19 protein-coding genes are annotated in these 23,493 nt (G+C 69.6%); 8 read left to right on the top strand and 11 right to left on the bottom strand.

Annotated elements, in window-relative coordinates; genetic code table 11:
• Positions 1–68: 68 nt before the first annotated feature.
• The 6 genes from JOF29_RS15000 to JOF29_RS14975 are packed head-to-tail and all read right to left on the bottom strand — an operon-like array spanning position 69 to position 8,095.
• Positions 69–2,762 carry a M1 family aminopeptidase gene (locus JOF29_RS15000; protein WP_209694807.1) on the bottom strand — a complete coding sequence of 898 codons (2,694 nt, stop codon included), beginning with the start codon at positions 2,760–2,762 and terminating at the stop codon, positions 69–71.
• Positions 2,752–3,753, bottom strand: a complete 1,002-nt coding sequence (locus JOF29_RS14995; protein ID WP_307863343.1) for an ABC transporter ATP-binding protein — start codon at positions 3,751–3,753, stop codon at positions 2,752–2,754. Before JOF29_RS14995 ends, JOF29_RS15000 begins: the two co-directional genes overlap by 11 nt.
• Positions 3,750–4,721 (bottom strand): ABC transporter ATP-binding protein, encoded by a 972-nt coding sequence (locus JOF29_RS14990; protein ID WP_209694805.1) that lies wholly within the window; start codon positions 4,719–4,721, stop codon positions 3,750–3,752. The genes JOF29_RS14995 and JOF29_RS14990 overlap by 4 nt, the downstream gene beginning before the upstream one ends.
• On the bottom strand, positions 4,718–5,578 hold the full coding sequence (locus tag JOF29_RS14985; RefSeq protein ID WP_209694804.1) for an ABC transporter permease: 861 nt from the start codon (positions 5,576–5,578) through the stop codon (positions 4,718–4,720). The genes JOF29_RS14990 and JOF29_RS14985 overlap by 4 nt, the downstream gene beginning before the upstream one ends.
• Positions 5,562–6,500, bottom strand: a complete 939-nt coding sequence (locus tag JOF29_RS14980; protein ID WP_209694803.1) for an ABC transporter permease — start codon at positions 6,498–6,500, stop codon at positions 5,562–5,564. The genes JOF29_RS14985 and JOF29_RS14980 overlap by 17 nt, the downstream gene beginning before the upstream one ends.
• Positions 6,500–8,095: a peptide ABC transporter substrate-binding protein gene (locus JOF29_RS14975; protein ID WP_209694802.1), complete on the bottom strand. Its 1,596-nt coding sequence runs from the start codon at positions 8,093–8,095 to the stop codon at positions 6,500–6,502. The genes JOF29_RS14980 and JOF29_RS14975 overlap by 1 nt, the downstream gene beginning before the upstream one ends.
• A 142-nt stretch (positions 8,096–8,237) precedes the next feature.
• On the opposite strand from JOF29_RS14975, the gene JOF29_RS14970 reads away from it, so the two are divergent.
• Entirely contained in the window at positions 8,238–9,413 is a 1,176-nt protein-coding gene (locus JOF29_RS14970) for an amidohydrolase (protein WP_209694801.1), read from the top strand.
• On the opposite strand, the gene fes is transcribed toward JOF29_RS14970, so the two are convergent.
• Together fes and JOF29_RS14960 are read right to left on the bottom strand one after the other, a co-directional pair.
• Complete coding sequence (gene fes, locus JOF29_RS14965) at positions 9,410–10,618, bottom strand: enterochelin esterase (protein WP_209694800.1); 1,209 nt, start codon at positions 10,616–10,618, stop codon at positions 9,410–9,412. The two genes, JOF29_RS14970 and fes, sit on opposite strands and share 4 nt — an antisense overlap.
• Positions 10,608–11,975, bottom strand: coding sequence for a M14 family zinc carboxypeptidase (locus tag JOF29_RS14960; protein WP_209694799.1), 1,368 nt, complete (start codon positions 11,973–11,975; stop codon positions 10,608–10,610). Before JOF29_RS14960 ends, fes begins: the two co-directional genes overlap by 11 nt.
• A 145-nt stretch (positions 11,976–12,120) precedes the next feature.
• On the opposite strand from JOF29_RS14960, the gene JOF29_RS14955 reads away from it, so the two are divergent.
• The 7 genes from JOF29_RS14955 (at position 12,121) to JOF29_RS14925 (ending at position 18,532) form a co-directional block, all read left to right on the top strand.
• Positions 12,121–13,806 carry a PucR family transcriptional regulator gene (locus JOF29_RS14955; RefSeq protein ID WP_209694798.1) on the top strand — a complete coding sequence of 562 codons (1,686 nt, stop codon included), beginning with the start codon at positions 12,121–12,123 and terminating at the stop codon, positions 13,804–13,806.
• Between the two features lie 93 nt (positions 13,807–13,899).
• Positions 13,900–14,508 (top strand): FMN-binding negative transcriptional regulator, encoded by a 609-nt coding sequence (locus tag JOF29_RS14950; RefSeq protein WP_209694797.1) that lies wholly within the window; start codon positions 13,900–13,902, stop codon positions 14,506–14,508.
• A complete protein-coding gene (locus tag JOF29_RS14945) occupies positions 14,505–15,998 on the top strand; it encodes an amidohydrolase (protein WP_209694796.1) in 1,494 nt (497 codons plus the stop codon). Before JOF29_RS14950 ends, JOF29_RS14945 begins: the two co-directional genes overlap by 4 nt.
• Positions 15,999–16,083: 85 nt before the next feature.
• Entirely contained in the window at positions 16,084–16,803 is a 720-nt protein-coding gene (locus tag JOF29_RS14940) for a VIT1/CCC1 transporter family protein (protein ID WP_209694795.1), read from the top strand.
• Between the two features lie 23 nt (positions 16,804–16,826).
• Complete coding sequence (locus JOF29_RS14935) at positions 16,827–17,396, top strand: Chromate resistance protein ChrB (protein WP_209694794.1); 570 nt, start codon at positions 16,827–16,829, stop codon at positions 17,394–17,396.
• Positions 17,397–17,534: 138 nt separating this feature from the next.
• Positions 17,535–18,323 (top strand): COG4280 domain-containing protein, encoded by a 789-nt coding sequence (locus JOF29_RS14930; RefSeq protein WP_209694793.1) that lies wholly within the window; start codon positions 17,535–17,537, stop codon positions 18,321–18,323.
• A complete protein-coding gene (locus tag JOF29_RS14925; RefSeq protein ID WP_209694792.1) occupies positions 18,320–18,532 on the top strand; it encodes a hypothetical protein in 213 nt (70 codons plus the stop codon). The genes JOF29_RS14930 and JOF29_RS14925 overlap by 4 nt, the downstream gene beginning before the upstream one ends.
• 351 nt (positions 18,533–18,883) lie before the next feature.
• Here JOF29_RS14925 and JOF29_RS14920 read toward each other — a convergent pair whose 3' ends face one another.
• The 3 genes from JOF29_RS14920 to hpnH form a co-directional block, all read right to left on the bottom strand.
• Positions 18,884–20,254 carry an LCP family protein gene (locus JOF29_RS14920; RefSeq protein ID WP_307863340.1) on the bottom strand — a complete coding sequence of 457 codons (1,371 nt, stop codon included), beginning with the start codon at positions 20,252–20,254 and terminating at the stop codon, positions 18,884–18,886.
• 321 nt (positions 20,255–20,575) lie between these two features.
• Entirely contained in the window at positions 20,576–21,943 is a 1,368-nt protein-coding gene (locus JOF29_RS14915; protein ID WP_209694791.1) for a protein kinase domain-containing protein, read from the bottom strand.
• 552 nt (positions 21,944–22,495) lie between these two features.
• Positions 22,496–23,491 (bottom strand): adenosyl-hopene transferase HpnH, encoded by a 996-nt coding sequence (gene hpnH / locus JOF29_RS14910; protein WP_245358759.1) that lies wholly within the window; start codon positions 23,489–23,491, stop codon positions 22,496–22,498.
• Positions 23,492–23,493 lie beyond the last annotated feature (2 nt).

Here is a 23,493-nt window from a genome sequence, read left to right as displayed (position 1 = left end):
GGGCAGTGAGGATCGATGGCTGCTGCTCGGAACAGGTTCGCGAAGCGGGAGACGCTCAGGTTCGATGCCTATGGGGCGGTTGGGCGGGCTTGGAGTGCTCGAGTGGCGAGTTCGGCCTGGTCTTGCAGGGTTTGGCGGAGGAGCGGGGGGAGGTCGGGGGTGAGCTCGTGGATACGAGTGATCAGCGGTTGGCTGATGCCGGAGGTCGGGAAGGCGTAGCGGGCGACACGGGCTGCGGTGGGCCAGTCGGTGGTTCTGGCGAACGGGACGAGTCGCTCGAGGAAGTCGAGTGAGCGGGTGGCGAGGAGGGACGTGTGGCGGGGGTGCCAGAGTGCTGACCCGAAGGTTCGCAGTATGGCGGATGGTATGCCGGGGGCTGTCAGCAGCAGGTCGAGCGCGTGGTCCTTCGCGGCCGCAGTAGGCGCAGCCGCGAGGGCCGCCGCAGCTTGCCAGTCGGCGTCCGGGTCGGGGTCGCGGGTCTGCTCGGCTTCGATCTCCTCGGCCCCGGCGAACCCGAGTGCAACCAGCCGGGCGAGCAACCGCCACCGGACCGACTGTGGCAGGTCGGCCTCCTCCAGCAGCCGCTCCACCAACTCCAACTGATCCCCGGTCCCAGCAGACTCACCCAACGCCTCGACCAGCACAAGCCACGCGCCGGCACCCTCGGAGGCGGCTGGAACGGCGAGCACGCCACGCGTGGTGAGTCTGTTGAGGATTGCCGTGGCTAGTTGGTGTTCGAGGAGTGGTCGTTGGGTGGGGTTGGCGTAGATGGTGGTTGCTTCGGTGGCGAGGGTTGCCAGGGCTTTGAGGTGGATGGGGTCTGGTTCGGTGGTCAGGGATGTGGCTGCGTAGGTGACCGCGTCGGCTGCGGGTAGTTCGCCGGTGAGGAGGAGGCCTCGGAGGGTGCGGCGGGCCGTGTTGCGCGCGACTGGGTCGGTCAGCTCGGCGCCGGCGGAGACGAGGGTACGGATCGACTGCTGGTCGGGGCGGAGGATCGCGTACGTCGTGTCGCGGTCGTCGAGCAGCAGCAACGGCGCGGACGGCACGCCCGCGGGCAGGTCGATCCGGGCTTCCGTCAGCGTGACATCTACTCGGTCTATTTCCTTGAGCGGGGCGCCTGCGTAGACGCCGATGGAAAGGGTGTGAGGCCGGGACGGGTTGTCCTGCTCCAGAGTGCGGCCGTTCAGGGAGAGTGTGTTGATGCCGCTCGACTCGAGCCAGGATCTTGACCAGCTGCGGAGGTCGACGGGAGTGAAGGGCTGGACGGCGGTGAGTAGTGCGGGAAGGCTGCCGTTGGCGCCGGCGTACTGCGTGAAGTACATACGGAGTCCTTCGAGGAAGGCCTTCTCGCCGATCAGCGTGACCAGGTGGCGGAGCATGCACGCGCCCTTGGCGTAGGTGATCGCGTCGAAGTTCGCTTCGGTCGTGGCGATGTCGGGGATCGGGCGGCTGACCGGGTGGGTCGAGGACAGCAGGTCGGCGTCGGCCGCGCGTTCCTTTTCGAGGGCGGTTGCTACCGACCAGCGGCGGTCCAGGACGCCGAGTTCGGCGGCGGCCCATAGGGCGGCCCAGTCGGCGAAGGATTCGCTCAGCCAGAGGCCGTCCCACCATTGCGGCGTCACCAGGTTGCCGAACCACATGTGTGACAGTTCGTGCAGCAGTACCAGCGCCCGCCGGCGGCGTTGCTCGGCGGTCGGCTCGGAGCGGTAGAGGACCTGGTCGTTCCAGGTCACGCAACCGTGGTTCTCCATCGCACCGGGCTGGTCGGGCAGGAACACGTGGTCGTACGAATCGCCGTCGAACGCCACCCCGAACGCGTCCTCGAAGAGCACCATCGCCCGCCTGCTCAGGTCGAAGATCTCGCCGGCGTTCGCCTCCAACGGCTCCGCCAGCGAGCGGCGCGCGAAGACGGCCATCCCCTCGGACCTGACGACGTGGAACGGCCCCGCGCACACAGCCGTGGCGTACGTCGGCAATCGCGGCGTCGGTGGGAACCGCCACACCGCGGTGTCCCCGTCCTCGACGACCTCGGTCTCCCGCTGGTTGCTCACACAGTGCCAGTTCGGCGGCACCCGCACCTCGAACGCGAACGTCGCCTTCAGGTCAGGCTGATCGAAACAAGCAAACGCCCGGCGCGCGTCGAACGGCTGGAACTGCGTCCACGCATACACCGCATCTACACCATCCCCCACGCACCCAGCAGCGGGCGCGGGCGGCGCCACGGGCGCCGTGCGCGTGGACGCGGCTGGCGCGGGCGCCCCGGGCGCGGTGGGTGCCGCGGGTGGGGTGGGTGCCGCGGGCGCGGTGGGTGCCGTGAGTGCGGTGGGTGCCGTGAGTGCGGTGGGTGCCGTGAGTGCGGTGGGTGCCGTGAGTGCGGTGGGTGCCGTCGGTGCTGTGGGTGGGGTGGGGTCTGTGGTTTTCGAGAGGCCTCGGCCTGAGGCGGTGTGGTGGCGGGCTTGGATGTCGAGCCGGTGTGGGCCGCCGAGTGGGGCGAGGCGGAGGCGGTCGCCGCGGACAACCTCGTCGGGGTCGAGCGGCACGCCGTCGAGCAGCACCTGCTCGACCCGGTCGGCGACCAGATCGATCCACGTCATCCCCGGCCCGCCGGTCCCGTCGTACGTGAACTCCACGACGCTCCGCGACCCGAAGTACTCCCCCGTGAGCAGACCGGTCAGGTCGAGCGTCACGTCGTACGACGTCACCGACACCACGGCCGATCGGGCTGCCGCCTCCGCTGCGGTCAGCCCGCCGTCATCCGGCATGGGTTGCCTCCGGCAACGGTTCGGCCAGCGGGAAGTGGCACGCCACCGCACTCGCCCCGATCCGCAGCAACGCGGGATCGTCGGCGGCGCAGCGGTCCTCGGCCAGCCAGCACCGCGTGCGGAAGTGGCAGCCGGACGGCGGATCCAGCGGGCTCGGCGGCTCGCCGCGCAGCACGATCTCGGGTGGCCGGTGCCGCGCCGACCGGTCCGGGACCGGCGCCGCCGCGAGCAGCGCCTTCGTGTACGGGTGCCGCGGCCGGTCGTACACCTGCACCGAATCCCCCTCCTCGACGAACCGCCCGAGGTACATCACCGCGACCCGGTCCGCGATGTGCTGCACCACCGCGAGATCGTGCGCGATGAATACGTAGGCAATGCCCCGCTCCCGCTGCAGCTGTTCGAGCAGGTTGACGATCTGCGCCTGCACCGACACGTCCAACGCCGACACCGGCTCGTCGCACACCAGCACCTTCGGCCGCAACGCCAGCGCCCGCGCGATACCGACTCGTTGCCGCTGGCCGCCGGAGAACTGGTGCGGCAGCCGCTCGGACTGGTCCGGGTTCAGCCCGACCATCTCCAGCAACTCCGCGACCGCCTTCGTCCGGTCGCCGCGCGGTACGACGTCAGGGTGGATCTCCAGCGGTTCGCGGACGATCGCGCCGACCGTCATCCGCGGATCCAGCGACGTGTACGGATCCTGGTGCACCAGCTGGATGTCGCGCCGCGCCCGCCGTAGCCGCCGGCCGCGCATCGTGTGCAGCGGCTCGCCGAGCAACTCGATCTCGCCCGCGCTGGGGCGCTCCATCCCGACCAGTAGCTGCGCCAGCGTCGACTTCCCGGACCCCGATTCGCCGACGATGCCGAGCGTCTCGCCGCTGCGGAGCTCCAGATCGACCCCGTCCACCGCATGCACGGTCCCCCGCCGCCCGGCCAGCAGTCCGCCGATCCGGAAAGTACGCCGTACGCCGCTGGCTCGAAGTACTGCGGTCATCCTGCACCTCCCGCGAAGTGGCATGCGGCCTGATGGACCGGCGAGACGGCCATGACCGGCGGCGTCGTCCTGCAGATGTCGGCCGCCTGGGCGCAGCGGGTACGGAACGCGCAACCGGACGGCAGGTTCCCGAGGTCGGGCGGCTGCCCGCTGATCACCCGGAGCGGCTGGCCCTTCCGGTCCGCCGTACAGATCGAATCCAGCAGTGCCCGCGTGTACGGATGCGCGGGCCGTTCGAACACGTCGTCAGCGGGACCCTGCTCGACGACGCGTCCGGCGTACATCACCAGGATGTCGTCCGCCATCCCGGCCACCACGCCCATGTCGTGGGTGATCAGCATCAGGCTCATCTGCCGATCCGCCTGCAGGGACGCGAGCAACTGCAGGATCTGCGCCTGCACGGTGACGTCCAGCGCGGTCGTCGGCTCGTCGGCGATCAGGATCTCCGGGTCGGCGGCCAGCGCGGTCGCGATCATCACCCGCTGCCGCATCCCGCCGGAGAACTGGTGCGGATAGTCGTCGATCCGCCGGGCCGCATCGGGGATACCGACCAGGTCCAGCAACTCCAGCGCACGCTTCCGGGCCGCGCGCCGCGACATCCCCAGGTGCACACGGCACCCCTCGCCGATCTGGTACCCGACCGGCAGCACCGGGTTCAACGCCGACAGCGCGTCCTGGAACACCATCCCGACCCGAGCGCCCCGGACTCTCCGGCGTTTCTCCGCCGGCAACTGCAACAGGTCCTGGCCGTCCAGCACCACGCGACCCCGGCCGACCCGGCCGACGCCAGCCGGCAGGACGCCCATGATCGCCCGCGCCGTCGCGCTCTTGCCCGACCCGGACTCCCCCAGCACCGCCAGCGTCCGCCCCGGGGTGAGCGAGAGATCGACGCCGTCGACGGCCACGTTCCAGCCCCGCGACGTCCGGAACTCCACGGTCAGGTCGGAGACCTCCAGGAGTGTTGTCATCGCGACCTCGGATCGAAGGCGTCCCGCAACGCGTCGCCGAGCATCACGAACGCCAGCACGGTCACGGACAGGAACAAGGACGGGAACAGCAGCAGATGCGGGTGATCGCGGAACGAGTCCTGCGCCTGGTTCAGCTGGACGCCCCACGAGATCGACGGCGCCCGCAGGCCGACGCCCAGGAACGTCAGCGCGGATTCGGCGGTGATCATCCCGCCGACGCCGAGGCTGGCGACCGCGAGGATCGGCGCGAACGAGTTCGGCAGCACGTGCCGGGCGATCACCCGCACCGGTCCGGCGCCGAGTCCGCGGGCCGCCTTCACGAAGTCCAGGTCGACGGTCGCGAGCGCGGCCGACCGCATCAGCCGGGTCATCGCGGGCCAGGCGAACAGGATCAGGACGGAGGACACCACCACGACGTTCCGCTGGTGCAGCGTGTTCAGGATGACGACCTGCCCGACGAGCGCCGGGAAGCCGAAGAAGATGTCCATCGTCCGGCTGATCACGGCATCGACCGCGCCGCGGTAGTACGCCGCCAGACAGCCGAGCACCAACGCGATCAGCACGCACCCGGTGGTGACCGTGAGGCCGATCGTCACCGACGACCGCGTCCCGTACACGACGTTGCTGTACAGGTCGCAGCCCTGGATGTCGAAGCCGAAGGGGTGCCCCGCGAGCGGACCCTTTCCGCTGTTGCCGAGGTCGCAGGCGCGCGGATCGGTCGGCGCGAACAGCCCCGGTACGGCGGCCACGATCAGGATCAGCACGACCACGCCGAGCGGAATCGCGATCCGCGGCTTGCGCAGCAGCCGCCGCCGTACCCGCGGGACGGCGACGACGACCTCAGTTGCGGCCGGCAAGGCTGATCCTCGGGTCGAGCAGGCCGTAGACGATGTCCACGAGCAGGTTGATGATCAGGTAAACCAGGACCAGCAGGCTGCAGACCCCGACCACGACCGGGCCGTTCTGCTGCGAGATGCCGTTGAACACGACGTACCCGAGTCCCGGGATGTTGAAGATGCCCTCGATCAGCACGGTGCCGCTGAGCATGTACCCGAGGCTGAGCCCGAGCACCGACACCACCGGGACTAGCGAGTTCCGCAGGATGTGCCGGACCACGATCGTCCGTTGCGGCAGGCCCTTTGCGATCGCGGTGTCCACGTAGTCGGCGTACCGGTTCTCGATGATGCTGGCGCGGGTCAGCCGGACCAGTTCGGGGATCCCGAACAGCGCGAGCACGGCGGCCGGCAGCAGGTAGCTGGCCGGCCAGCCCTCGCGTACGCCGGACGTCGGGAACCAGCCGAGGTTCACCCCGAGCAGGATCTGCGCGACGTACGCGATCACGAAGTACGGTACGCCGACCACCACCGTCGTCGCGGTCAGCACGATCCAGTCGACCGTACCGCCCTGGCGCATCCCGGCGAAGGTCCCGAGCGCGAGCCCGGCCACCGCCATGATCGCCCATGCGGTGAGGCCGAGCTGCAACGTGTAGGGCCACGCCCGGACGACCAGGTCCGACACCTCGTGCCCCTGCAGGTCGATCCCGAGATCACCCCGGACGAGCCCGCCGAGATAGTGCCCGTACTGCGCCCACAACGGCTGGTCCAGGTGGAACCGCTCGCGCAGCGCCTCCTCGACCGACGGCGACAGCACCCGACCCGGACCGGCCAGCGCCTTGATCGGATCGCCCGGCAGCGCGTACACCGCGGCGAAGATCAGCAGCGTCGTACCGAGCACGACCGGGACCATCCCGGCCAGCCGGCGGATCACGTAGCCGGCCATCAGCCGACCTTGACGACCGACAGCCGGGCGCCGCCGAGCACCTCCGGTACCACTCCGCTCAGCCGGTCGGAATGCACGAGCCCGCCGACCGGCCAGTACAGCGGCGCCACGGGGAGGTCCGTGAGTGCCTGCTCGGCGGCCTGCTTGGCGTAGTTCGTGGTCGCGTCGGCGTCCTTGCTCGACGCCGCCTGGGCGATCAGGCCCGCGAACACCTTCGAGTCGTACCCGGTCACGTTCAGCGGCGCGCCGGCCGAGAACATCTGGTCCGCGAGCGCGTAGATGTGCGGGTACGGCGCACCGGAGTACAGCAGGCTCGGGCCCTTGATCGACTTGCCGCCGAGGCCTTGGTACAGCTGCGCGATCGGCTGCGACTCGAAGCTGACCTTCTGGATGCCGAGGTTCGTCCGGAGCTGGTTCGCGATCGCCTGCAGCACCTTCTCGTTGGTCGGATCCTGGTACGTGTACAGCGTCATCGGGCCGTTCCAGCCGCCGGCCGCCTGGAGCGCGGCCTTGGCCTGCTGCGGGTCGTACTTGCACGCGTCGCACTTCGCCTCACCGCCGCCGGTGAGCGTCGGCGGCGCCAGTCCGGTGGCGGCCTTCGCGTTGCCGGCCAGCAGCGACTTGACGATCGCGTCCCGGTCGATCGCCATCGAGATCGCCCTGCGCAGCTGCGGGTTCGCGAACCGGCTGTCGTACAAGGGGAAACTCAGGTACACGACGGCCGGGTACTGGACGTCGACGACCTGGCTCGGGGTGTCCTTCTTGGCCTTGGACAGGTCGGCGCCGTCGAGCAGCGCGAGGTCGATCGTGCCGGCCTGGAAGTCGGTGTAGATCGCGCCGGTCTGCTGGTACACGTGCAGATCGATGCCGCTGGCAAGGGCCTTGGTGCCGCCGTAACCGTCGTACCGCTCGAGCTTGATGTCCTGCGCGCCGGTGTCCCAGCCGCTGGTCTTGTACGGTCCGTTGCCGATCGGGTGGGTGCCGAAGTTCTTCAGGTCCTTGGTCGCGCTCGCCGGGAGCGGCGCGAACGTGGTCGAGGACAGGATGTACGGCAGCAGCGCGTTCGGCTTGACCAGCGTGACCTCGAGTGTGGACTTGTCGACGACGTGTACGCCGGACAACGTCTTCGCGGCCGGCTTGCCCTTCGGCGGGTTCATCGCGGCGTACCCGGCGAAGATCGAGGTCGAGGCGTTGCTGGTCAGCGCGTTGGCGCCGAGCGCGGTCGCGTTCCAGGAGTCCGCGAACGACTGCGCGGTGACCGGACTGCCGTCCTGGAACGTCCAGCCGGGCTTGAGCTTGATCGTCCAGTTGACGTTGTCGGTGGACTCGATCGAGTCCGCGACCAGCATCTCGAGTTTGCCGCTCTGCCCGTCGACCCGGGTCAGCGGCGACCAGATCGCGTAGTCGACGTAGCTGCTGCCGGAGCTGCCCGGGGTCAGGTTCTGCACGAAGAACGCCGGGATGCCGACGGCGAAGCTCTGGCCCCCGTCGCTGGCCGAACTCTTCCCGGCGCAGGCGGCGAGCACCGTCATAGAGACGGCCACGAGGACGGCGAGCACACGCCGCCTGCCGCGGGCCGCGGGAACTACGGTCATGGGGTGCCTCCAGGGGATCGGTCTGCCCCATCCTGGGCGGCACCGGGAATGCCCAGCCTTATCGGACAGGTCAGATTCGGCGCGCGGATGTTGTCGAGATCGACAGCCTCAAGGCCGGGCCGATCCGGACAGGATGCTGACCATGACGATGCTGGCAATCCACGGCGCCACCGTGGTCCCGATCGACGGACCTCCGATCCCCGGCGGGACGGTGCTGATCGACGACGGGCGGATCGTCGCCGTCGGCGCCACGGTCGCCGTACCCGAGGACGCGACCGTCGTGGACGCCCGCGGCCGCTGGGTGCTGCCGGGCCTGGTCGACGCGCACACCCACATGGGCACGCTCGAGGAGGGCGAGGGCTGGGCCGGTGACGACCACGACGAGGCAACCACCCCGGTGACCGCGCAGCTGCGGGCGCTGGACGCGATCAACCCCGCCGACGAGGGGTTCCGGGACGCGGTCGGCGGCGGCGTGCTCGCGGTCGGCATCAACCCCGGATCGTGCAACCCGATCGCCGGCGAAACCGTCGCGGTCCGCTGCACCGGCCGGACCGTGGACGACATGGTGCTCCGCTCCCCCGCCGGGATGAAGTCCGCGCTCGGCGAGAACCCGAAGCGGTACCACGGCGACGCCGGCCGGCTGCCGGCCACCCGGATGGGCATCGCCGCGGTGATCCGGCAGGCGCTGGCGGAGGCGCGGCAGTACGACGGTACGCCGGTCGATCTCGGCAAGGAGGCGCTCGGCCGGGTCCTGCGACGGGAGATCCCGTGGCGGCAGCATTGCCATCGCGCGGACGACATTCGTACGGCGGTCCGGCTGGCCGACGAGTTCGGGTACGACCTGGTGATCGACCACGGCACGGAGGCGCACCTGGTGGCCGATCTCCTGGCCGAGCGCGACATCCCGGTGCTGCTCGGTCCGCTGATCGTCGGCCGCGGGAAGGTGGAGCTCCGGAACCGGGCGTTCCGCAACGCGCGACTGCTCGCGGAGGCGGGGATCGAGCTGTCGCTGGTCACCGACCACCCGGTGATCCCGGCCAACCTGCTGATCGTCCAGGCCGCGTACGCCGTCCGCGAAGGCCTCGACCGGGACGTCGCGCTGCGGTCCGTCACGCTCAACCCCGCCCGCGCGCTGGGCATCGCGGACCGGCTGGGATCCCTTGCCCCGGGCAAGGACGCCGACCTGTGCATCTGGTCCGGAGACCCGCTCGACCCGATGCAGCGCGTCGAACTCGCCTACCAGCGGGGCCACGAGGTCTTCCGCTGGGACAACGAACGCCGGATCGGCACGATCGCCGGCCGCGACTGGTGGGCCTAACGCCTGAAGGCCCAGTGGAGTTCGGTGGGAAGTTCGGCCAGCCAGCAGTTCAGGTCGTGGCCGCCGTTGTACTCGCGGTAGACGACCTCGTCGGCGTACTGGTCGAGGGCGTCGGCGAGGCGCTGGGTCTGCGGGATCATCCAGTCTCCCTCCTGCAGCCCGACGTCCAGGCAGAACCGGACCGACAACTCGTGGTCGACCTGCCGGAGCAGGTACTCGGGCTCCTCGCCCGGCGGGCTCCACCAGAACGAGCCCGACTGCGCGATGACCGTCCCGAACACGTCCGGCCGCCGCAGCCCGGCGAACACCGACGCCAGACCGCCGTAGCTCTTCCCGGCGATCACCGTCCGCCGCGGATCGCTCGTCGCCCCGGTCAATGTGCGCGCCCACGGCAACAACTCGTCCGTGAGAAACCCCAGAAACCCTTCGTGACAAGGCAGTTCCCGGGCGCGGGTCGTGAAGTCGACACTGTCCGGCAGTACGGCGACCAGCGGCGGCAGCTCGCCCGCGTCGACGAGGTTGTCGAGGGTCGGGAAGATCGGCAACGCCGCATTCCAGTCGCGCCCGTCCAGGAGTACGAGCAACGCCGGATCGGGCCCCTGCACCGCCGACTCCCAGAGCCAGAGGGTCCGCTCGTTCCCCAGCACCTCCGAAGCGACGGTCGTCTCGCGGATCGCCCCACGCCGTACGCCGGCCCGCGGCGCGCACCAGTCCCGCGGCGTCGCCTGGTCGAGCGCGAAGGTGGAGAAGTGCTGCGGCGGACTGACCGAGTCGCCCACGACGCCCGGAAGCGTGAACGGCGACCGGTTCAACGGATCCGGTACGAAGGTCGCCGCTCGCGCGACCGCTTCCGGCGTACCGGCGGCGGCCAGCGGCTGCAACGAGTCGTCCGGCGAGAGCACGTACCGCGCCCGATGATCCGCCAACACCAGATACGTCCGGAACCACACGTCCGAACCGTCCAGCCGCTCCAGCTGGTTGTCAGGGATCTCCCACCACAACGCGGGTCCGCCGATCACCGCGACGGTCCCGACCGGCTTCTCCTCCCTCCACAGGAAGGTGACCAGCCGCTGCTCCTCGTCGTACGGCTCGATCAGCGGTGTGCCGGTCAGCGCCACCTCGGCCCAGAAGCGCGCGAGTACGCCGTCGGTCGGTCCTCCGGCGAGGTCCTGGCGGAGCTGCTCGATCCGCGGGCTAACGGGCACGGGTCCGGGCGAGGTGTTCGGCAGTGGCGGCCAGCGCGGCGTACTGCGACGCGACCAGCGAGCCGATCGGGATCTGCACCATCGACGCCGCCTCCGCAGCCTCCGCGAGCCAGGCGTCGTACTGCGCGGCCAGCCGTCGCTGCTCGGCCCGGATCGCGGGCGTAGCGTTGCCGATGGCAACCTCTCCGTCGAGGGCCCGGAGCAGCATCCCGGCGTACCGCAGGCGGAACATGTGCACGGAGTCCCGGACCGAGGCCAGCTCGGCGACCGTCGCGGGACGTTGGGCCTCCGCTTCCGCCGCGCGCTTCTCGATCCCGTCCGGCGACGGCCCGAGCACCCGCGTGTAGTAGCGGCTGGCCCGGACGTAGGCCGACGCCGCGGTCAGCTCGTCCCCGGTCGCGGCCAGGATCTCCTCCATCCAGCCGACCAGGTCGCGGAACCCGGCCGCCTGTTCGCGCAGCACCTCGGCGTACGTCGTCGTGGTCGGCGACGCGTCGCTCACCCGCGCGTCGTCCCAGTGCGGCAGCTCGCTGAGCAGCGTCAACGTGCCGTACGGGCGGGCGTACGAGTGGCTGCTGTTGCCGCCGAGCTTCTCCGGCAGCGGGTCGTCGTGCTCGACGTAGTAGTCGTAGATCGTCTCGATGTCCGGCATCCGGAAGATCCCGTCGGCGAACCGCTCCATCGACGGCGACTCGGGCTCACCCCGGTCCAGGCTCAGCCCCAGCCGCTCGGGAATCTCCTGCAGCACGCCATGCAGGTCGGGCTCCGGCCGCGACAGGTAGTAGTACGCGCCGCCGACCTCGGTGTTGTGCAGCGAACACATCAGCTGCGGGCGGACCTGGTCGATCAGCCGCATCAAGGCCGCCGTCTCCGGCAGCACCTGGTCGAAGTACGCCGTCTTGTAGTCGAGCGGGAACGTCCACTCGATCTGCTCGTCGCCGGCCGGGCGGTAGAAGTTCCGCGCATAGTGCTCGCGGGTGAACGGGCCCTTCAGCCAGCCCTCGTTCAGCCGCAGCCCATCGGGGTCGATACACGCGACGATGTGCCAGCGGTGGCCGAGCCGTTCCCGCAGCGCATCGTCCGCGCAGAGCCGGTCGGCCAGGTGCAGCGCGGTCAGGCCGCCGATCGGTTCGTTCGGGTGTGGCAGCCCGAACACCAACGCGTCAGGGCCGGTGGACCCGATCGTCAGGCAGAACAGCGGGTCGCCGAGCCGGGACGTCCCGATCCGGCGCAACGAGGTCAGTTCGGGGTGGAGATCGTGCAGGCGGGTCAGCTCCGCGACGAGTTCGTCGGCGGTACTGAACACCGCGATCTCCGGGACGGATTGCAGCTCGGTCTCCAGCCACGCGGGCAGCACCCGGGTCGCCTCCTCGATCGTCCGGACGGGCCTCTCATAGTGGGTCGGCGAAGGGTCGGCGGGCCTTGGTCCATGCAACCAGAATGATCGGTCGCTTTGTCGGATCCGACAAAGCGATCTCGGCCAGGACGTCTATTCTCACTGTATGCACGGTCGGATACAGGGGCGGTCCAGCCCGGAGTCGTCGATCCCGTCGGCGACCTTTGTCGTGCCCGTCGAACCGCCCGCCGACGCGCCGGACCGGACCCTGGACCGGATCGTCGAGACCCTCGGCCCGCACGCGCTGCACGTGATCACCGCCGGCGGCCGGCTGTCGGACAAGGTCCGCGAGGTCGTGGTGCACGGACCGGGCGAGCCGCTGCCGCCGGCCGACGCCGGCATCCTGCTGCTCACCGGGAGCCCGTCGACCCAGGCCGCCGGCACCGTCCACGACGCCCGGGCCGCCGGCTACCGGGCGGTCGTCGTGAAGGCGTTCGGGGACGATCTGGCCAGGCTCGCGCAGGCCGCCGACGAGGCGGGGATCGCGCTGCTGAGCACCCCGGACGAGATGGCCTGGCGGCACCTCGACGCGCTGATCAGCTCCAGCAAGGAGCCGGCCTTCTCCGACGCCACCGACCGGTTCGCCGCGATCGGAATCGGCGACCTGTTCGCGCTGGCGAACGCGATCGCCACCTCGGTCGGCGGCGCGATCACGATCGAGGACCCGACCGGCCGGGTGATCGCGTACTCGAACCTCCCGCACCAGGAGATCGACGAGATCCGCCGGCTCGGCATCCTCGGCCGCCAGACCCCGGAGCGGCCGACCAACTACGAGGAGTACCAGGCGGTACTGCGCTCGGAGAGCCCGGTGTACTTCGAGAGCCCGGCCCCCGAGTACGCGAGCCGGATGGCGATCGCGGTCCGGGCCGGCACCGAGGCGCTCGGGCTGATCTGGGTCCTGACCGACCGGCCGCCGGTCGTCGCCCGCGCGGAACGCGTCCTGGCCGACGCCGCCCGGGCGACCACGCTGCACCTGCTCCGCGCCCGCGGGCAACGCGATCCCGAGCGCGCCCGGCGGACCGAGGCCCTCCGGCTGCTGCTCGACGGCGCGGTCGCGCCCCGCAGCGCGGCCGCCCAGCTGGGCATCAAGCCGGACACGCCGAGCCTGGTGCTGGTGATCGCGCCGGTCGGCGACGACGTAGAGCCGATCCTGGCCGCGTCGCGGATCGTCGACCTGGTCACGCTGTACTGCGAGGCGTGGCACTCGAGCGCCTTGTGTGTCACGGATTCCGGGGTCGTCTACGCGCTCCTCCCGACCCGGACCACCGACGAGCCGTCGCCGCGGCTGCTCAAGCTCGCCGACGACCTCGCGGCGACGATCCAGCGTTCCGGACGCCTCGACGTACTGGTCGGCATCGGGTCCTGCGCGGCCGGCCTCGCCGACGTACCGGAGTCACGGGCGATGGCGGACCGGGTGCTCGCGGTGCTCAGCGGGCGGTCCTCCCGCGGTGAACCCACACCCCGGGTCGCGAGCGTCGAGCAGGTGCGCACCGAGGTGGTGCTGCGGATGGTCGCGAACCAGGGCGCCGCCGTCGAGGGGCAACTGCTCGGACCGGTGCGCGCGATTCGCGAACACGATCAGCTGCACGGGACGGAGTACGCCGCGAGTCTGCTGACCTACCTGAGCTCGTTCGGGGACGCGGTCCGGGCCGCCGAGGCGCTGAACATCCACGAGAACACCATGCGGTACCGGATCCGGCGGATCGAGACGATGTTCGACCTCTCGCTGGAGGACGGCGACCAGATCCTCGCGACCTGGCTGCAACTGCGACTGCTGCGGTTGATCGACTGACTGGTCCTTGCCTGTCGTCCCCGACAACCGCCCGCCGACAATCGTTGCCGCGCGACAAAGCCGGGGCCGGTGCCGGAAATCTACCGTTCTCGCATGCTGGAGAACCCCGCTTACGCCCTGACCGACACCGCCCGCATCCAGGACCTCGTCACCCGGCATTCCTGGGTCACCCTTGTCAGCCACCTGCCGACCGGACTCGTGGTCTCACACGCCCCGATCCTGGCCGAACCGGACCACTCGATCGTCGGCCACCTCGCCCGCGTTGACGCCGACAGCCACGAGCTGGGACAACACGATGTCGTCGTCATCGTCCAAGGCCCGCACGGCTACATCACCCCGGACTGGTACGTCGGCGGCCCGTACGTCCCGACCTGGAACTTCGTCGTCTGCCACCTGCACGGCCGGCCCGATCTGCTCACCGCCGATGAGACGTACGACGTACTCAGCCGAACCGTCGACCACTACGAGCAGGCCAGACCGAAGCCGTTCCGGCTCGACCAGGTGACGCAGTACGCCCAACAGCTCGCTCCGCACACGACCGGGTTCCGGCTGGTGCCGTCCCGCGTCGTCGCCAAAGCCAAGCTGAGCCAGGACAAACCCGCCGCCGACCAGGCCGGCGTACTGACCGGACTCGACGCGGATCAGGTGCACGCGAATCCGGAGCTCGCGGCAACGATGCGCTCCTACGGGGTGGGCCGATGAGCGCGAAGCCGGTCGTGCTGCGGCAGGTCCGGCTGGGCAGCGACGGTCCGATTGTCGACGTGCGGATCGTCGACAATCGACTGGCCGCGATCGGCGAGGTCATCCCGGAGACCGGCGACGCGGTGCTGTACCACCGCGGCGCGACACTGCTGCCCGGATTGATCGACGGCCATGTGCACACCGCGCAATGGGCCGAGCGCCGGCGCCGGATCGACGTACAGCGCGCCCGCTCGGCGTCCGAGGCCGTCGAGCTCGTCGCCGCCGCGCTGCGAGACCGTCCGCCGGTGTCCGCGAGCGATGTCGTGATGGCACACGGTTTCCGCGACGGGCTGTGGACGACGCCGCCGCACAAGGACCTGCTCGAATCGGCGCTGCCCGGGGTACGGGTCGCGGTGATGAGCCAGGATCTGCACGCGATCTGGCTCAGCCCCGCGCTGCTGCAGCACCTCGGCCGCGAGGACGCGACCGGCGTACTGCGGGAGCAGGACTGCGTCCAGGTGAACTACGACCTGTCCCGCGACCTACCGCCCGAACTCGTCGACCGCTGGGTGCTCGAGGCAACCCGCGCCGCCGCCCGCCGCGGCATCACCTCGATCATCGACTTCGAGTACGCCGACAACCGCACCGACTGGGTGCGCCGCTCGGAGCAGGGCCCGGTCCCTGTCCGGGTGAAGACCTCGATCTGGCGGCCCTGGCTGGACGAGGCGATCGAACTCGGCCTGCACACCGGGGACCCGGTGCCGGGCGGTCACGGCCTGATCGAGGTCGGGCCGTTCAAGCTGGTCGCGGACGGTTCGCTGAACACCAGGACGGCGTACTGCCACGACCCGTACCCGGAGGCCGCGGCCGGTGAGCGGCACGGACTCCTGCTGATCGACGAGGACGAACTGGTCACGCTGATGACCCTTGCCTCCAGCAACGGACTCGACCCCGCCGTGCACGCCATCGGCGATCGCGCGAACACGATCGCGCTGAACGCGTTCGACCGGGTCGGCTGCCGCGGCCGGATCGAGCACGCCCAACTGGTCCGGCCCGCCGATGCGGCCCGGTTCGCCCGGCCGGGCCTGATCACGTCGATCCAGCCGCAGCACGCGATGAGTGACCGCGACGTCGCCGACCGGCACTGGCCGGACCGGACCGCGGCCGCGTTCCCGTACGGCTCGCTGCTCCGCGCCGGGGCGACGCTCGAGCTCGGGTCCGACGCCCCGGTGGCCGAACCCGATCCCTGGCACGCGATCGCCGACGCCGTGCACCGCACCGACGACGACCGGCCGCCGTGGCACGTCGAGCAGGCGATCCCGTTGCCCGCCGCCCTGAAGGCCGCCGCCGGCGGCCGGCGGCAGCTCATCGTTGGTGACCCCGCCGATCTCGTCCTGGTCCCCGAGGACCCCGCGACGTTGTCCAACGCCGACCTGCGTGCACTGCCGGTGCTGGCCACGCTGGTGGCCGGTCAGGTGAGCTTTCTTGCCGATGATTTCGGTAACGAATAGACTGATGTAACAGGTGATTCAGATTAACTGAGGTTACGCAAACCTCAGTTCGGCAAGGCTCACCTCAGTCCGGAAGGATGTTCTTATGACCGCGGAACTCGCGGAGCAGTCCCCTGAGATCCACCACTCGCACCGCGATGTCACCGGCGGCTGGCTGCGGCCCGCCACGTTCGGCGTGATGGACGGCCTGGTGTCGAACTTCGCCCTGGTCGCCGGCGTCGTCGGCGGCGGGGCGACCGGCAAGGTCGTGCTGATGACCGGCCTGGCCGGGCTGGTGGCCGGCGCGTGCTCGATGGCGTCCGGCGAGTTCACCTCGGTCTCGTCGCAGGCCGAGCTGATGCAGGCCGAGATCGCCGTCGAGAAGCGCGAACTCGAGATCCACCCGGCCGAGGAGGAGCGCGAGCTCGCGCTGATGTACGAGGCGAAGGGTCTCCGGCCCGAGCTCGCCGCCGAGGTGGCCCGCGAGCTGACCTCGAACCCCGCCGTCGCGCTCGACGTCCACGTCCGCGAGGAGCTCGGCGTCGACCCCAACGACCTGCCGTCACCGTGGGTCGCGGCCGGCTCGTCGTTCGCCGCGTTCGCGGTCGGCGCGCTGATCCCGCTGATCCCGTTCGTCTTCGGCGTCGGCAGCATCCTGCCCGCACTGCTGCTGAGCGCGCTCGGCCTGGTGATCACCGGCGGCATCGTCGGCAAGATCACCGCCCGCCCGTTCTGGTACGGCGGCGGCCGCCAGCTGCTGCTCGGCGGACTGTCGGCGGCGGTCACGTTCGCGATCGGCCTCGCGGTCGGCACAGGCCTGTCCTGACACCCGTTGGATAGCCTGTCCTCATGGCGACCCGACGTACGAACCCGAAGAAGCCGGAGAGCTGGCTGCTGCTGATCTACAAGGTGCCCAGCGACTCGTCGCGGGCCCGGGTGGCGGTGTGGCGCGAGCTGAAGCGGCTCGGCGGGTTCTACGTCCAGCAGGCGGTCTGCGTGCTGCCCGATCGCGAGGAGTTGCGGGCCGGGATGGAGAAGGTTCGTGCGCGGGTGACCGAGCTCGGCGGGTCGAGCGTCTTCCTGACGCTCAACGACGTCGAGGACGACGTCCGCGAGCAGTTCGCCGAGGGCTTCCGCGACCAGTCGGCCAAGGAGTACGCCGAGATCGTCGAGGAGTGCGACACCAAGTTCGTCAAGGAGATCGAGTTCGAGCGGTTCCGGGAGAACTACACGTTCGAGGAGGCCGAGGAGATCCGGCAGGACCTGGAGAAGCTCCGGCGCTGGCTGACCAAGGTCGAGGGCCGCGACTGGATGGGTGCCGACGGCAAGGAGCTGGCCCGGAACAAGGTCGCGGACTGCGAGCGGCTGCTCGAGGAGTTCGAGGCGGACGTCTACGAACGCACCGAGGGCGAGGCCTGACCTCACCCCCACCGAAGACCGCCACCGAAGACCCGGTCGCCTTGACCGGGTCTTCGTCGTCTCCGATTGACACCCCACCCCGTTTGTAACTATCGTTTCGTGCAGCATATGTTTCATCTGCACCGAAGGAAGTGAGAGATGGACGCGGCAACGTGGGGACTGATCATCGCGACGTTCGTCGCGTGTTTCGTGGAAATGGTGGAGGCCACCACGATCGTCATGGCGATGGGGTACACCCGCGGCTGGCGGTCGGCGATGGCCGGAACGTTCGCGGCCCTGGCCGCACTCGCAGTGGTCACGGTGGCCGCCGGCTACGCGCTGGCCACCTGGCTGCCGGAGTCGGCGCTGCAGCTCGCGATCGGCGGCCTGCTGCTGATCTTCGGCCTGCAATGGCTCCGCAAGGCGATCCTCAGATCGTCCGGACGCAAGGCGGTCCACGACGAGGACGCGATCTACCGCGAGGAGGTCGAAGCGGCCAAGGCAGCCGGTGAGTCCAAGGGCGGTATCGACCTGTTCGGCTTCATGGTCTCGTTCAAGGGCGTGTTCCTCGAAGGCATGGAGGTCGTGTTCATCGTCCTCACCTTCGGCCTGAACGCGAACAACATCCCGGTCGCCAGCGCCGGCGCCGCGGCGGCCGTGGTCGTCGTACTCGCGATCGCCATCGCGCTCCGGCGGCCGCTGTCGATGATCAACGAGAACCTGCTCAAGTACGGCGTCGGCCTGCTGCTCGCGTCCTTCGGGACGTACTGGGCGGTCGAGGGGATCGGCATCTTCCGGAGCGGCCGGGAGAGCCTGGGCTGGCCGGGTCACGACCTGATGATCCTGGTCCTGATCGCGGCGTGGCTGGTGCTCAGCCGGGTCTTCGTCGCCGTCCTCCGCAAGCCCGCCGTCCCGAGCCCCGTCGTACCGGTGGAGGTGCAGAAGTGAAGTTCCTGAAGGCCTTCGGCCAGTTCTGGTACGACTTCATCATCGGCGACGACTGGAAGATCGCGGTCGCGATCGTCAGCACGCTCGCCGTCCTGGTGATCGTGATGCTCACCGGCGCCCTGAACGACACCGCACTCACGCTGCTCGGCGGCGTGCTGGTGATCGCGGCGTTCAGCATCAGCCTGGCGATCGACGTCCGCAAGAAGTAGCCCGCACCCCTTGCAGCCGGTCGTACTGCGTCAGTCGACGTCGGACCAGGTGGTTGTCGTCGTTTGAGTGGTTCACCTTCGAAGTGGTCCGTTTGCCGCCTGCATGCGGCTTGTTAACGGACCACCTCAGGGGTGAACCACTCAAACGTGAGCTCCTAGTGCGGACGTCCGCGGTGACCGCGGAGCGCCCCCAGCCGCGTCCCTGTACATGGACTGCGCGTACGTCGACGCGAACAAGGACGCCGTACAGAAGGTGGTGAATGCGTTCGTGACCGACTTCGTCACCGACGCCAAGTAGCCTCTCCACCAAAGTAGGCGCCCGCTCCCCCCGCGGGCGCCTACTGCTCTGGGTCAGTTGCCGGTGGTCGGGTGGTAGGCGCAGGCGTCGTTCAGGTTCTGCGCGGTGCCTGGGGTCGTGGTCGTGGTCGGCTTGGGGGTGGTCTTGTGGGTGGCCGGCTTCCGCGTCGCCGGCGTCGTCGTCGCCGGGTGCGCGCTCAGGGCATTGCGGATGATCTCGCGCATGCCGGAGTAGTTCGGGTTCTTGCCGGACGGGAAGTTCTTCGCACTGTTCAGGTCGATGTTGGTGACGTTCGCCTTCTTGACCTTGAGGCCGAGCTGTACGAGCGCCGACAGCAGCTCCTGCGGGATGTCGGTGCGGAGCATTTCCTTGCCCGCGGCGGCGATCTGCTGGTACTTCGTCACCAGCGTGGCGGGATCCGCGCTGTTCACCAGCGCGTGGATCGTGCACCGCTGCCGCTCCTGGCGTGACGGATCGCTGAGACCGTACCGGCCGCGGGCGAACCAGAGGGCATCGTGGCCGTTCAGCTTCTGGTTCGGTCCCGGCTGCAGGTATCCCGACGGCAACTTCGCCTTGTTCGCGCCCGGCCCGGTGCCGTACTCGCCGCCGATCGGCACCCGGTAGTTGATGTTCACGGTCAGCCCGCCGAGCGCGTCGATGATCTTCTGGAACCCCTGCAGGCTGACCTGCATGTAGTACTCGATGTCCAGACCGAAAGCCGCACTGGCCGCGAGTTTCACCACGTCGGCGCCCTCGTTGTCGGTCTGGCCGAGGAGCCCGGGGTACTTCTTCGGGACGGTGTCGTACATCGCGTCGAGGTAGTACTGGGGTTGCTCGACGTTACCGAGGCTCGGGTCCCAGAAGCCGTCCGGGTACTTCGCGTGCAACGGCGAGTTCGCCGGGAACGGCATCCGCATCCAGTTCCGGCTGAGCGACATCAGCGCGGTGTTGCCGGTCTTGGTGTCGATACTCGCCACCATCACCGTATCGGTGCGGGTCCCGGTCCGGCCGTTGCCGTTGTCACCGCCGAGCAGCAGGATGTTCAGCCGCGGGATGTGCGCCCAGGGATCCTTCGCGTTCACGGTCGGCCGGGTCGCGCTCCGCGAGCTCCCCTGCGACTTGAAGACGCTGCCGATCAGGTCCCGCTGCGCCATCACGGTCTGCGCCGTGACCGTCGTCGGTACGGCGATCCCGAAACAGAGCAGGCCGACGACCAGCGCCCCCGTCAACCGCCCGGTGTAGGACATGCTGATCGGCCGGAGCAGCTTGTGCGAGCTGATGACGACCCAGATCCAGCCCGTACCGAGTACGACAACGGTCGCCGTCGCCACCAGCAACCCGGACGGCGACAGCGCGAGCGCGATCACCGAGTCCCGCTGCGCCAGGCCGACGTACACACCGAGCGCCAGCAGCCCGGCACTCACCGCAAGCACGGCGGCCCCCAACTTCCGCCGTCCCCCGATCAAGAACCCCAGCCCCGGAACCGCCGCGCTGACAACCGTCAGCCCGATCGCTCGCGAGGCCGTACGGGCCCGCCGCCCCCGATGCTTGAACCGACCCCGACGGTGGCCTGTGGGCAGACTGTGCGACATCGACTCCCGATCCTGTCAGTACCTGAACCTCAGAGGGCGTCTGCGAACTCTGCCCCGGAGTAGGTGCAGGGTTCTCCGTCGCCCTCTCAGGAGTTGACGCGAACCGTCCGGCCTCGGTTGTCCTCGCCGGCGAACTGATTCACATCGCGACTGCTACGGCGTCGGGGTGCTCGAGGGGGGTGGTGTGGTCGAGCCGGTGGGGGGCGTCGACGTGGTGGGTGGGGTCGACGTTGGCGTGGACGACGGCGTCGAGGTGATCGTCTTCGTCGGAGTGGGCGTTGGTGTCGGGGTGGACTTCGTCGGGGTCGACGTGGGCGTTGTCGTCGGGATGGTCGTCGGCGTCGACGGAGTTGACGACGGGGTGGTGCTCGGGGTGGACGAAGTCGACGACGGGGTGTTCGTCGTACTGCGGTTTGCGTTGGTTGCCCCGTCGGAGCGGGACGGGTCCGCGGTCGGCGTGGTGGTCGGCGTACCGGTGCTGGTGCCCGCCTGAGGGCCGACGTCGACGGTCGGGGGGTTCTTGCCGCTGGTGTTGTGCAGGACGATGCCTGCCGCGACGGCGCCGCCCACGGCCAGTACGGCGACGGCGGCGATCAGCAGGGGCTTCCGGGGCTCGCGAGCGGGCGGAGCCGGAGGCCGGGTGACAGGCGGTCTGGCGATCAGCTGAGTGGGCTGAGTGGGCTGAGCGGGCTGAGTGCGCTGCGTGACGGTGGGATACCGCTCGGCAGCTGACCGTACAGAGGTGAGTTCCACGGCGGTCGGGCGGTCTGCCGGGTCCTTGGCGAGCATCCGGAGAAGCAGTCCCTCGTACGGACCTGCGAGCTCCGGACGGAGCCGACTCGGCGGGACCGGGTCGGTGTCGACGTGCTGGTACAGGACCGCGGTCGGATGGTCGCCCATGAACGGCGGGCGGCCGGTGAGCAACATGTAGAGCACGCAGCCCAGCGCGTACACGTCCGACTCCGGGCCGCCCTTAAGCCCCCGCGCGCGCTCCGGCGACAGGTAGTACGGGCTGCCGATGATCTGGCCGGTCATCGTCAGCTCGCTGGTCTCCGCGCCGGGCATGGCCGCGATCCCGAAGTCCGCGACCTTCACGATGCCTTCCGCGGACACCATCAGGTTGCTCGGCTTGATGTCGCGATGGACGACGTTCTCCGCGTGCGCCGCCGCCAGACCGGCCGCGGCCTGTTCGACGATCGCGAGCGCGCGGTCCCAGGAGACCGGGCCGTCCTCGTCGATCTCGCCCGCGACCGAGCGGCCCTCGACGAGTTCCATCACCAGATAGAAGTTGTCGTCGGACTGGCCGAAGTCGTACACCGCGACGATGTGCGCGTCGCTCAACCGCGCCGCGGCCCGGGCCTCGCGCTGGAACCGTTCGACGGCCGAGGTGTCGTCGCCGGGCCGCAGCATCAGCTTCACCGCGACCTCGCGCCCGAGCAACTCGTCGGTCGCCCGGAACACCTCACCCATGCCGCCACGCCCCAGCGACGCGCCCAGCCGGTACCGCTCCCCGATCAACATCCGTCCCTGTACCCCACCACGCCGTCCGCCAGTCCAACGGCCAAGGCTACTCGCTGCACAAGGCGTGACACGACAGGAGCCCCCTGTCACGTTTCGGCGCAGAGTTCCCAGACGCCCTCCGAACCGGATCCGTGAACGGCAAGGCGCTGCCACTGCCAGGTTCCTCGCAACCAACGCTATCTCGGGGGTTCACCCGCCGGATTGCCCCTTCGCCTCTGGTGTGCAGCAGGCGAACCGGCCAATTGACAGGTGAACCCCTCAAACAGCGGTCGGGTAGTGCACCTGAGCGTGATCGGGATCGCGCGTACGGTGTCCCGCCGGTGCACTACCTGTCGCCCCTGCCCCACGGACCGCCCGAGGCCTGGCGTTGGGGAGGATTCCTGTTCCGGGAGGGCGATCCTCCCCAACCGCGATCAACGGTCCGGGCGACCTTGGACATATCGGGCGCAACGGCGGATGAGCTGGGCCATCGGCCGCGCCTTCCGCCCAAACATGCAGCACACGAGCCGGACAACTCCTGAAACTACGGGCGTGGCTGGGCTGCCCAGCAGCTCAGCTCACTGCCGCGCGCAGCGATTCCCGGAGCGAGCCCAGGGTCGCGACCACCGCAGTCGGTTCGTAGCCGCAATGGGCCATGCAGTTGGCGCAGCGCGGGTCCTTGCCGCGACCGTAGCTGGACCAGTCGGTCTCGTCGAGGAGCTGCTGGTACGTCGCGACGTACCCGTCGTCCATCAGGTAGCACGGACGCTGCCAGCCCTTCAGCGAGTACAGCGGGATCGCCCACGCCGTGCAGTCGAAGTCGACCTTGCCCTCCAGGAAGTCGAGGAACAGCGGCGAGTGGTTCAGCCGCCACTTCTTCCGGCGCCCGTCGCCGAAGGCTTTCCGGAACAGCTGCCGGGTCTCCTCCGGCCCGAGCCAGTGCTCCTGGTCGGGTGCCTTCTCGTACGCGAACCCCGGGGAGATCTGCATGTTGTCGACCTGCAGGTCGTCGTTGAGGTAGTCGAGGACGTCGATGACGTCCTGCGGGCTGTCGGTGTCGAAGAACGTGGTGTTGGTCATCACCCGGAAGCCCGCAGCCTGCGCCTGCTTGATCGCGTCCACGGCCTCGTCGAACACCCCGTCCTTGCACACCGACCGGTCGTGCCGCTCGCGGAGTCCGTCGATGTGCACCATCCACGCGAAGTTCTTGTGCGGCGTGAACTTGTGCAGGTGTTTCGGCAGCAGTACGGCGTTGGTGCACAGGAACACGATCTTGTTCCGGGCCAGCAACTGCCGGACGATCTCGTCGATCTCCTTGTGCATCAGCGGTTCGCCGCCGGCGATCGACACCATCGGCGCGCCGCACTCCTCGGCCGCCGCGATCGCCTGCTCCACGGGCATCCGCTGCTTCAGCCAGTCGTGGGTCTGCTGGATCTTGCCGCAGCCGGCGCACTTCAGGTTGCACGCATACAGGGGCTCGAGCTCGAGCAGGATCGGGAACTTCTCCCGCCGGCTGAGCTTCTGCTTGATCAGGTATCCGCCCAGGCGGACGGTCTGCCGTAGCGGCATGC

The sequence above is a fragment of the Kribbella aluminosa genome, from assembly GCF_017876295.1.
GTDB classification, from domain to species: Bacteria; Actinomycetota; Actinomycetes; order Propionibacteriales; family Kribbellaceae; genus Kribbella; species Kribbella aluminosa.
This window is presented reverse-complemented; position numbering and strand designations above follow the sequence as displayed.

Coding starts and splice junctions, on each gene's coding strand:
- JOF29_RS14950 (WP_209694797.1), top strand. CDS start 13,900: ATGCTGGAGAACCCCGCTTACGCCCTGACCGACACCGCCCGCATCCAG.
- hpnH (WP_245358759.1), bottom strand. CDS start 23,491: ATGCCGCTACGGCAGACCGTCCGCCTGGGCGGATACCTGATCAAGCAG.
- JOF29_RS14970 (WP_209694801.1), top strand. CDS start 8,238: ATGACGATGCTGGCAATCCACGGCGCCACCGTGGTCCCGATCGACGGA.
- JOF29_RS14930 (WP_209694793.1), top strand. CDS start 17,535: ATGGACGCGGCAACGTGGGGACTGATCATCGCGACGTTCGTCGCGTGT.
- JOF29_RS14955 (WP_209694798.1), top strand. CDS start 12,121: ATGCACGGTCGGATACAGGGGCGGTCCAGCCCGGAGTCGTCGATCCCG.
- JOF29_RS14975 (WP_209694802.1), bottom strand. CDS start 8,095: ATGACCGTAGTTCCCGCGGCCCGCGGCAGGCGGCGTGTGCTCGCCGTC.
- JOF29_RS15000 (WP_209694807.1), bottom strand. CDS start 2,762: ATGCCGGATGACGGCGGGCTGACCGCAGCGGAGGCGGCAGCCCGATCG.
- JOF29_RS14935 (WP_209694794.1), top strand. CDS start 16,827: ATGGCGACCCGACGTACGAACCCGAAGAAGCCGGAGAGCTGGCTGCTG.
- JOF29_RS14940 (WP_209694795.1), top strand. CDS start 16,084: ATGACCGCGGAACTCGCGGAGCAGTCCCCTGAGATCCACCACTCGCAC.
- JOF29_RS14990 (WP_209694805.1), bottom strand. CDS start 4,721: ATGACAACACTCCTGGAGGTCTCCGACCTGACCGTGGAGTTCCGGACG.
- JOF29_RS14945 (WP_209694796.1), top strand. CDS start 14,505: ATGAGCGCGAAGCCGGTCGTGCTGCGGCAGGTCCGGCTGGGCAGCGAC.
- JOF29_RS14915 (WP_209694791.1), bottom strand. CDS start 21,943: ATGTTGATCGGGGAGCGGTACCGGCTGGGCGCGTCGCTGGGGCGTGGC.
- JOF29_RS14995 (WP_307863343.1), bottom strand. CDS start 3,753: ATGACCGCAGTACTTCGAGCCAGCGGCGTACGGCGTACTTTCCGGATC.
- JOF29_RS14980 (WP_209694803.1), bottom strand. CDS start 6,500: ATGGCCGGCTACGTGATCCGCCGGCTGGCCGGGATGGTCCCGGTCGTG.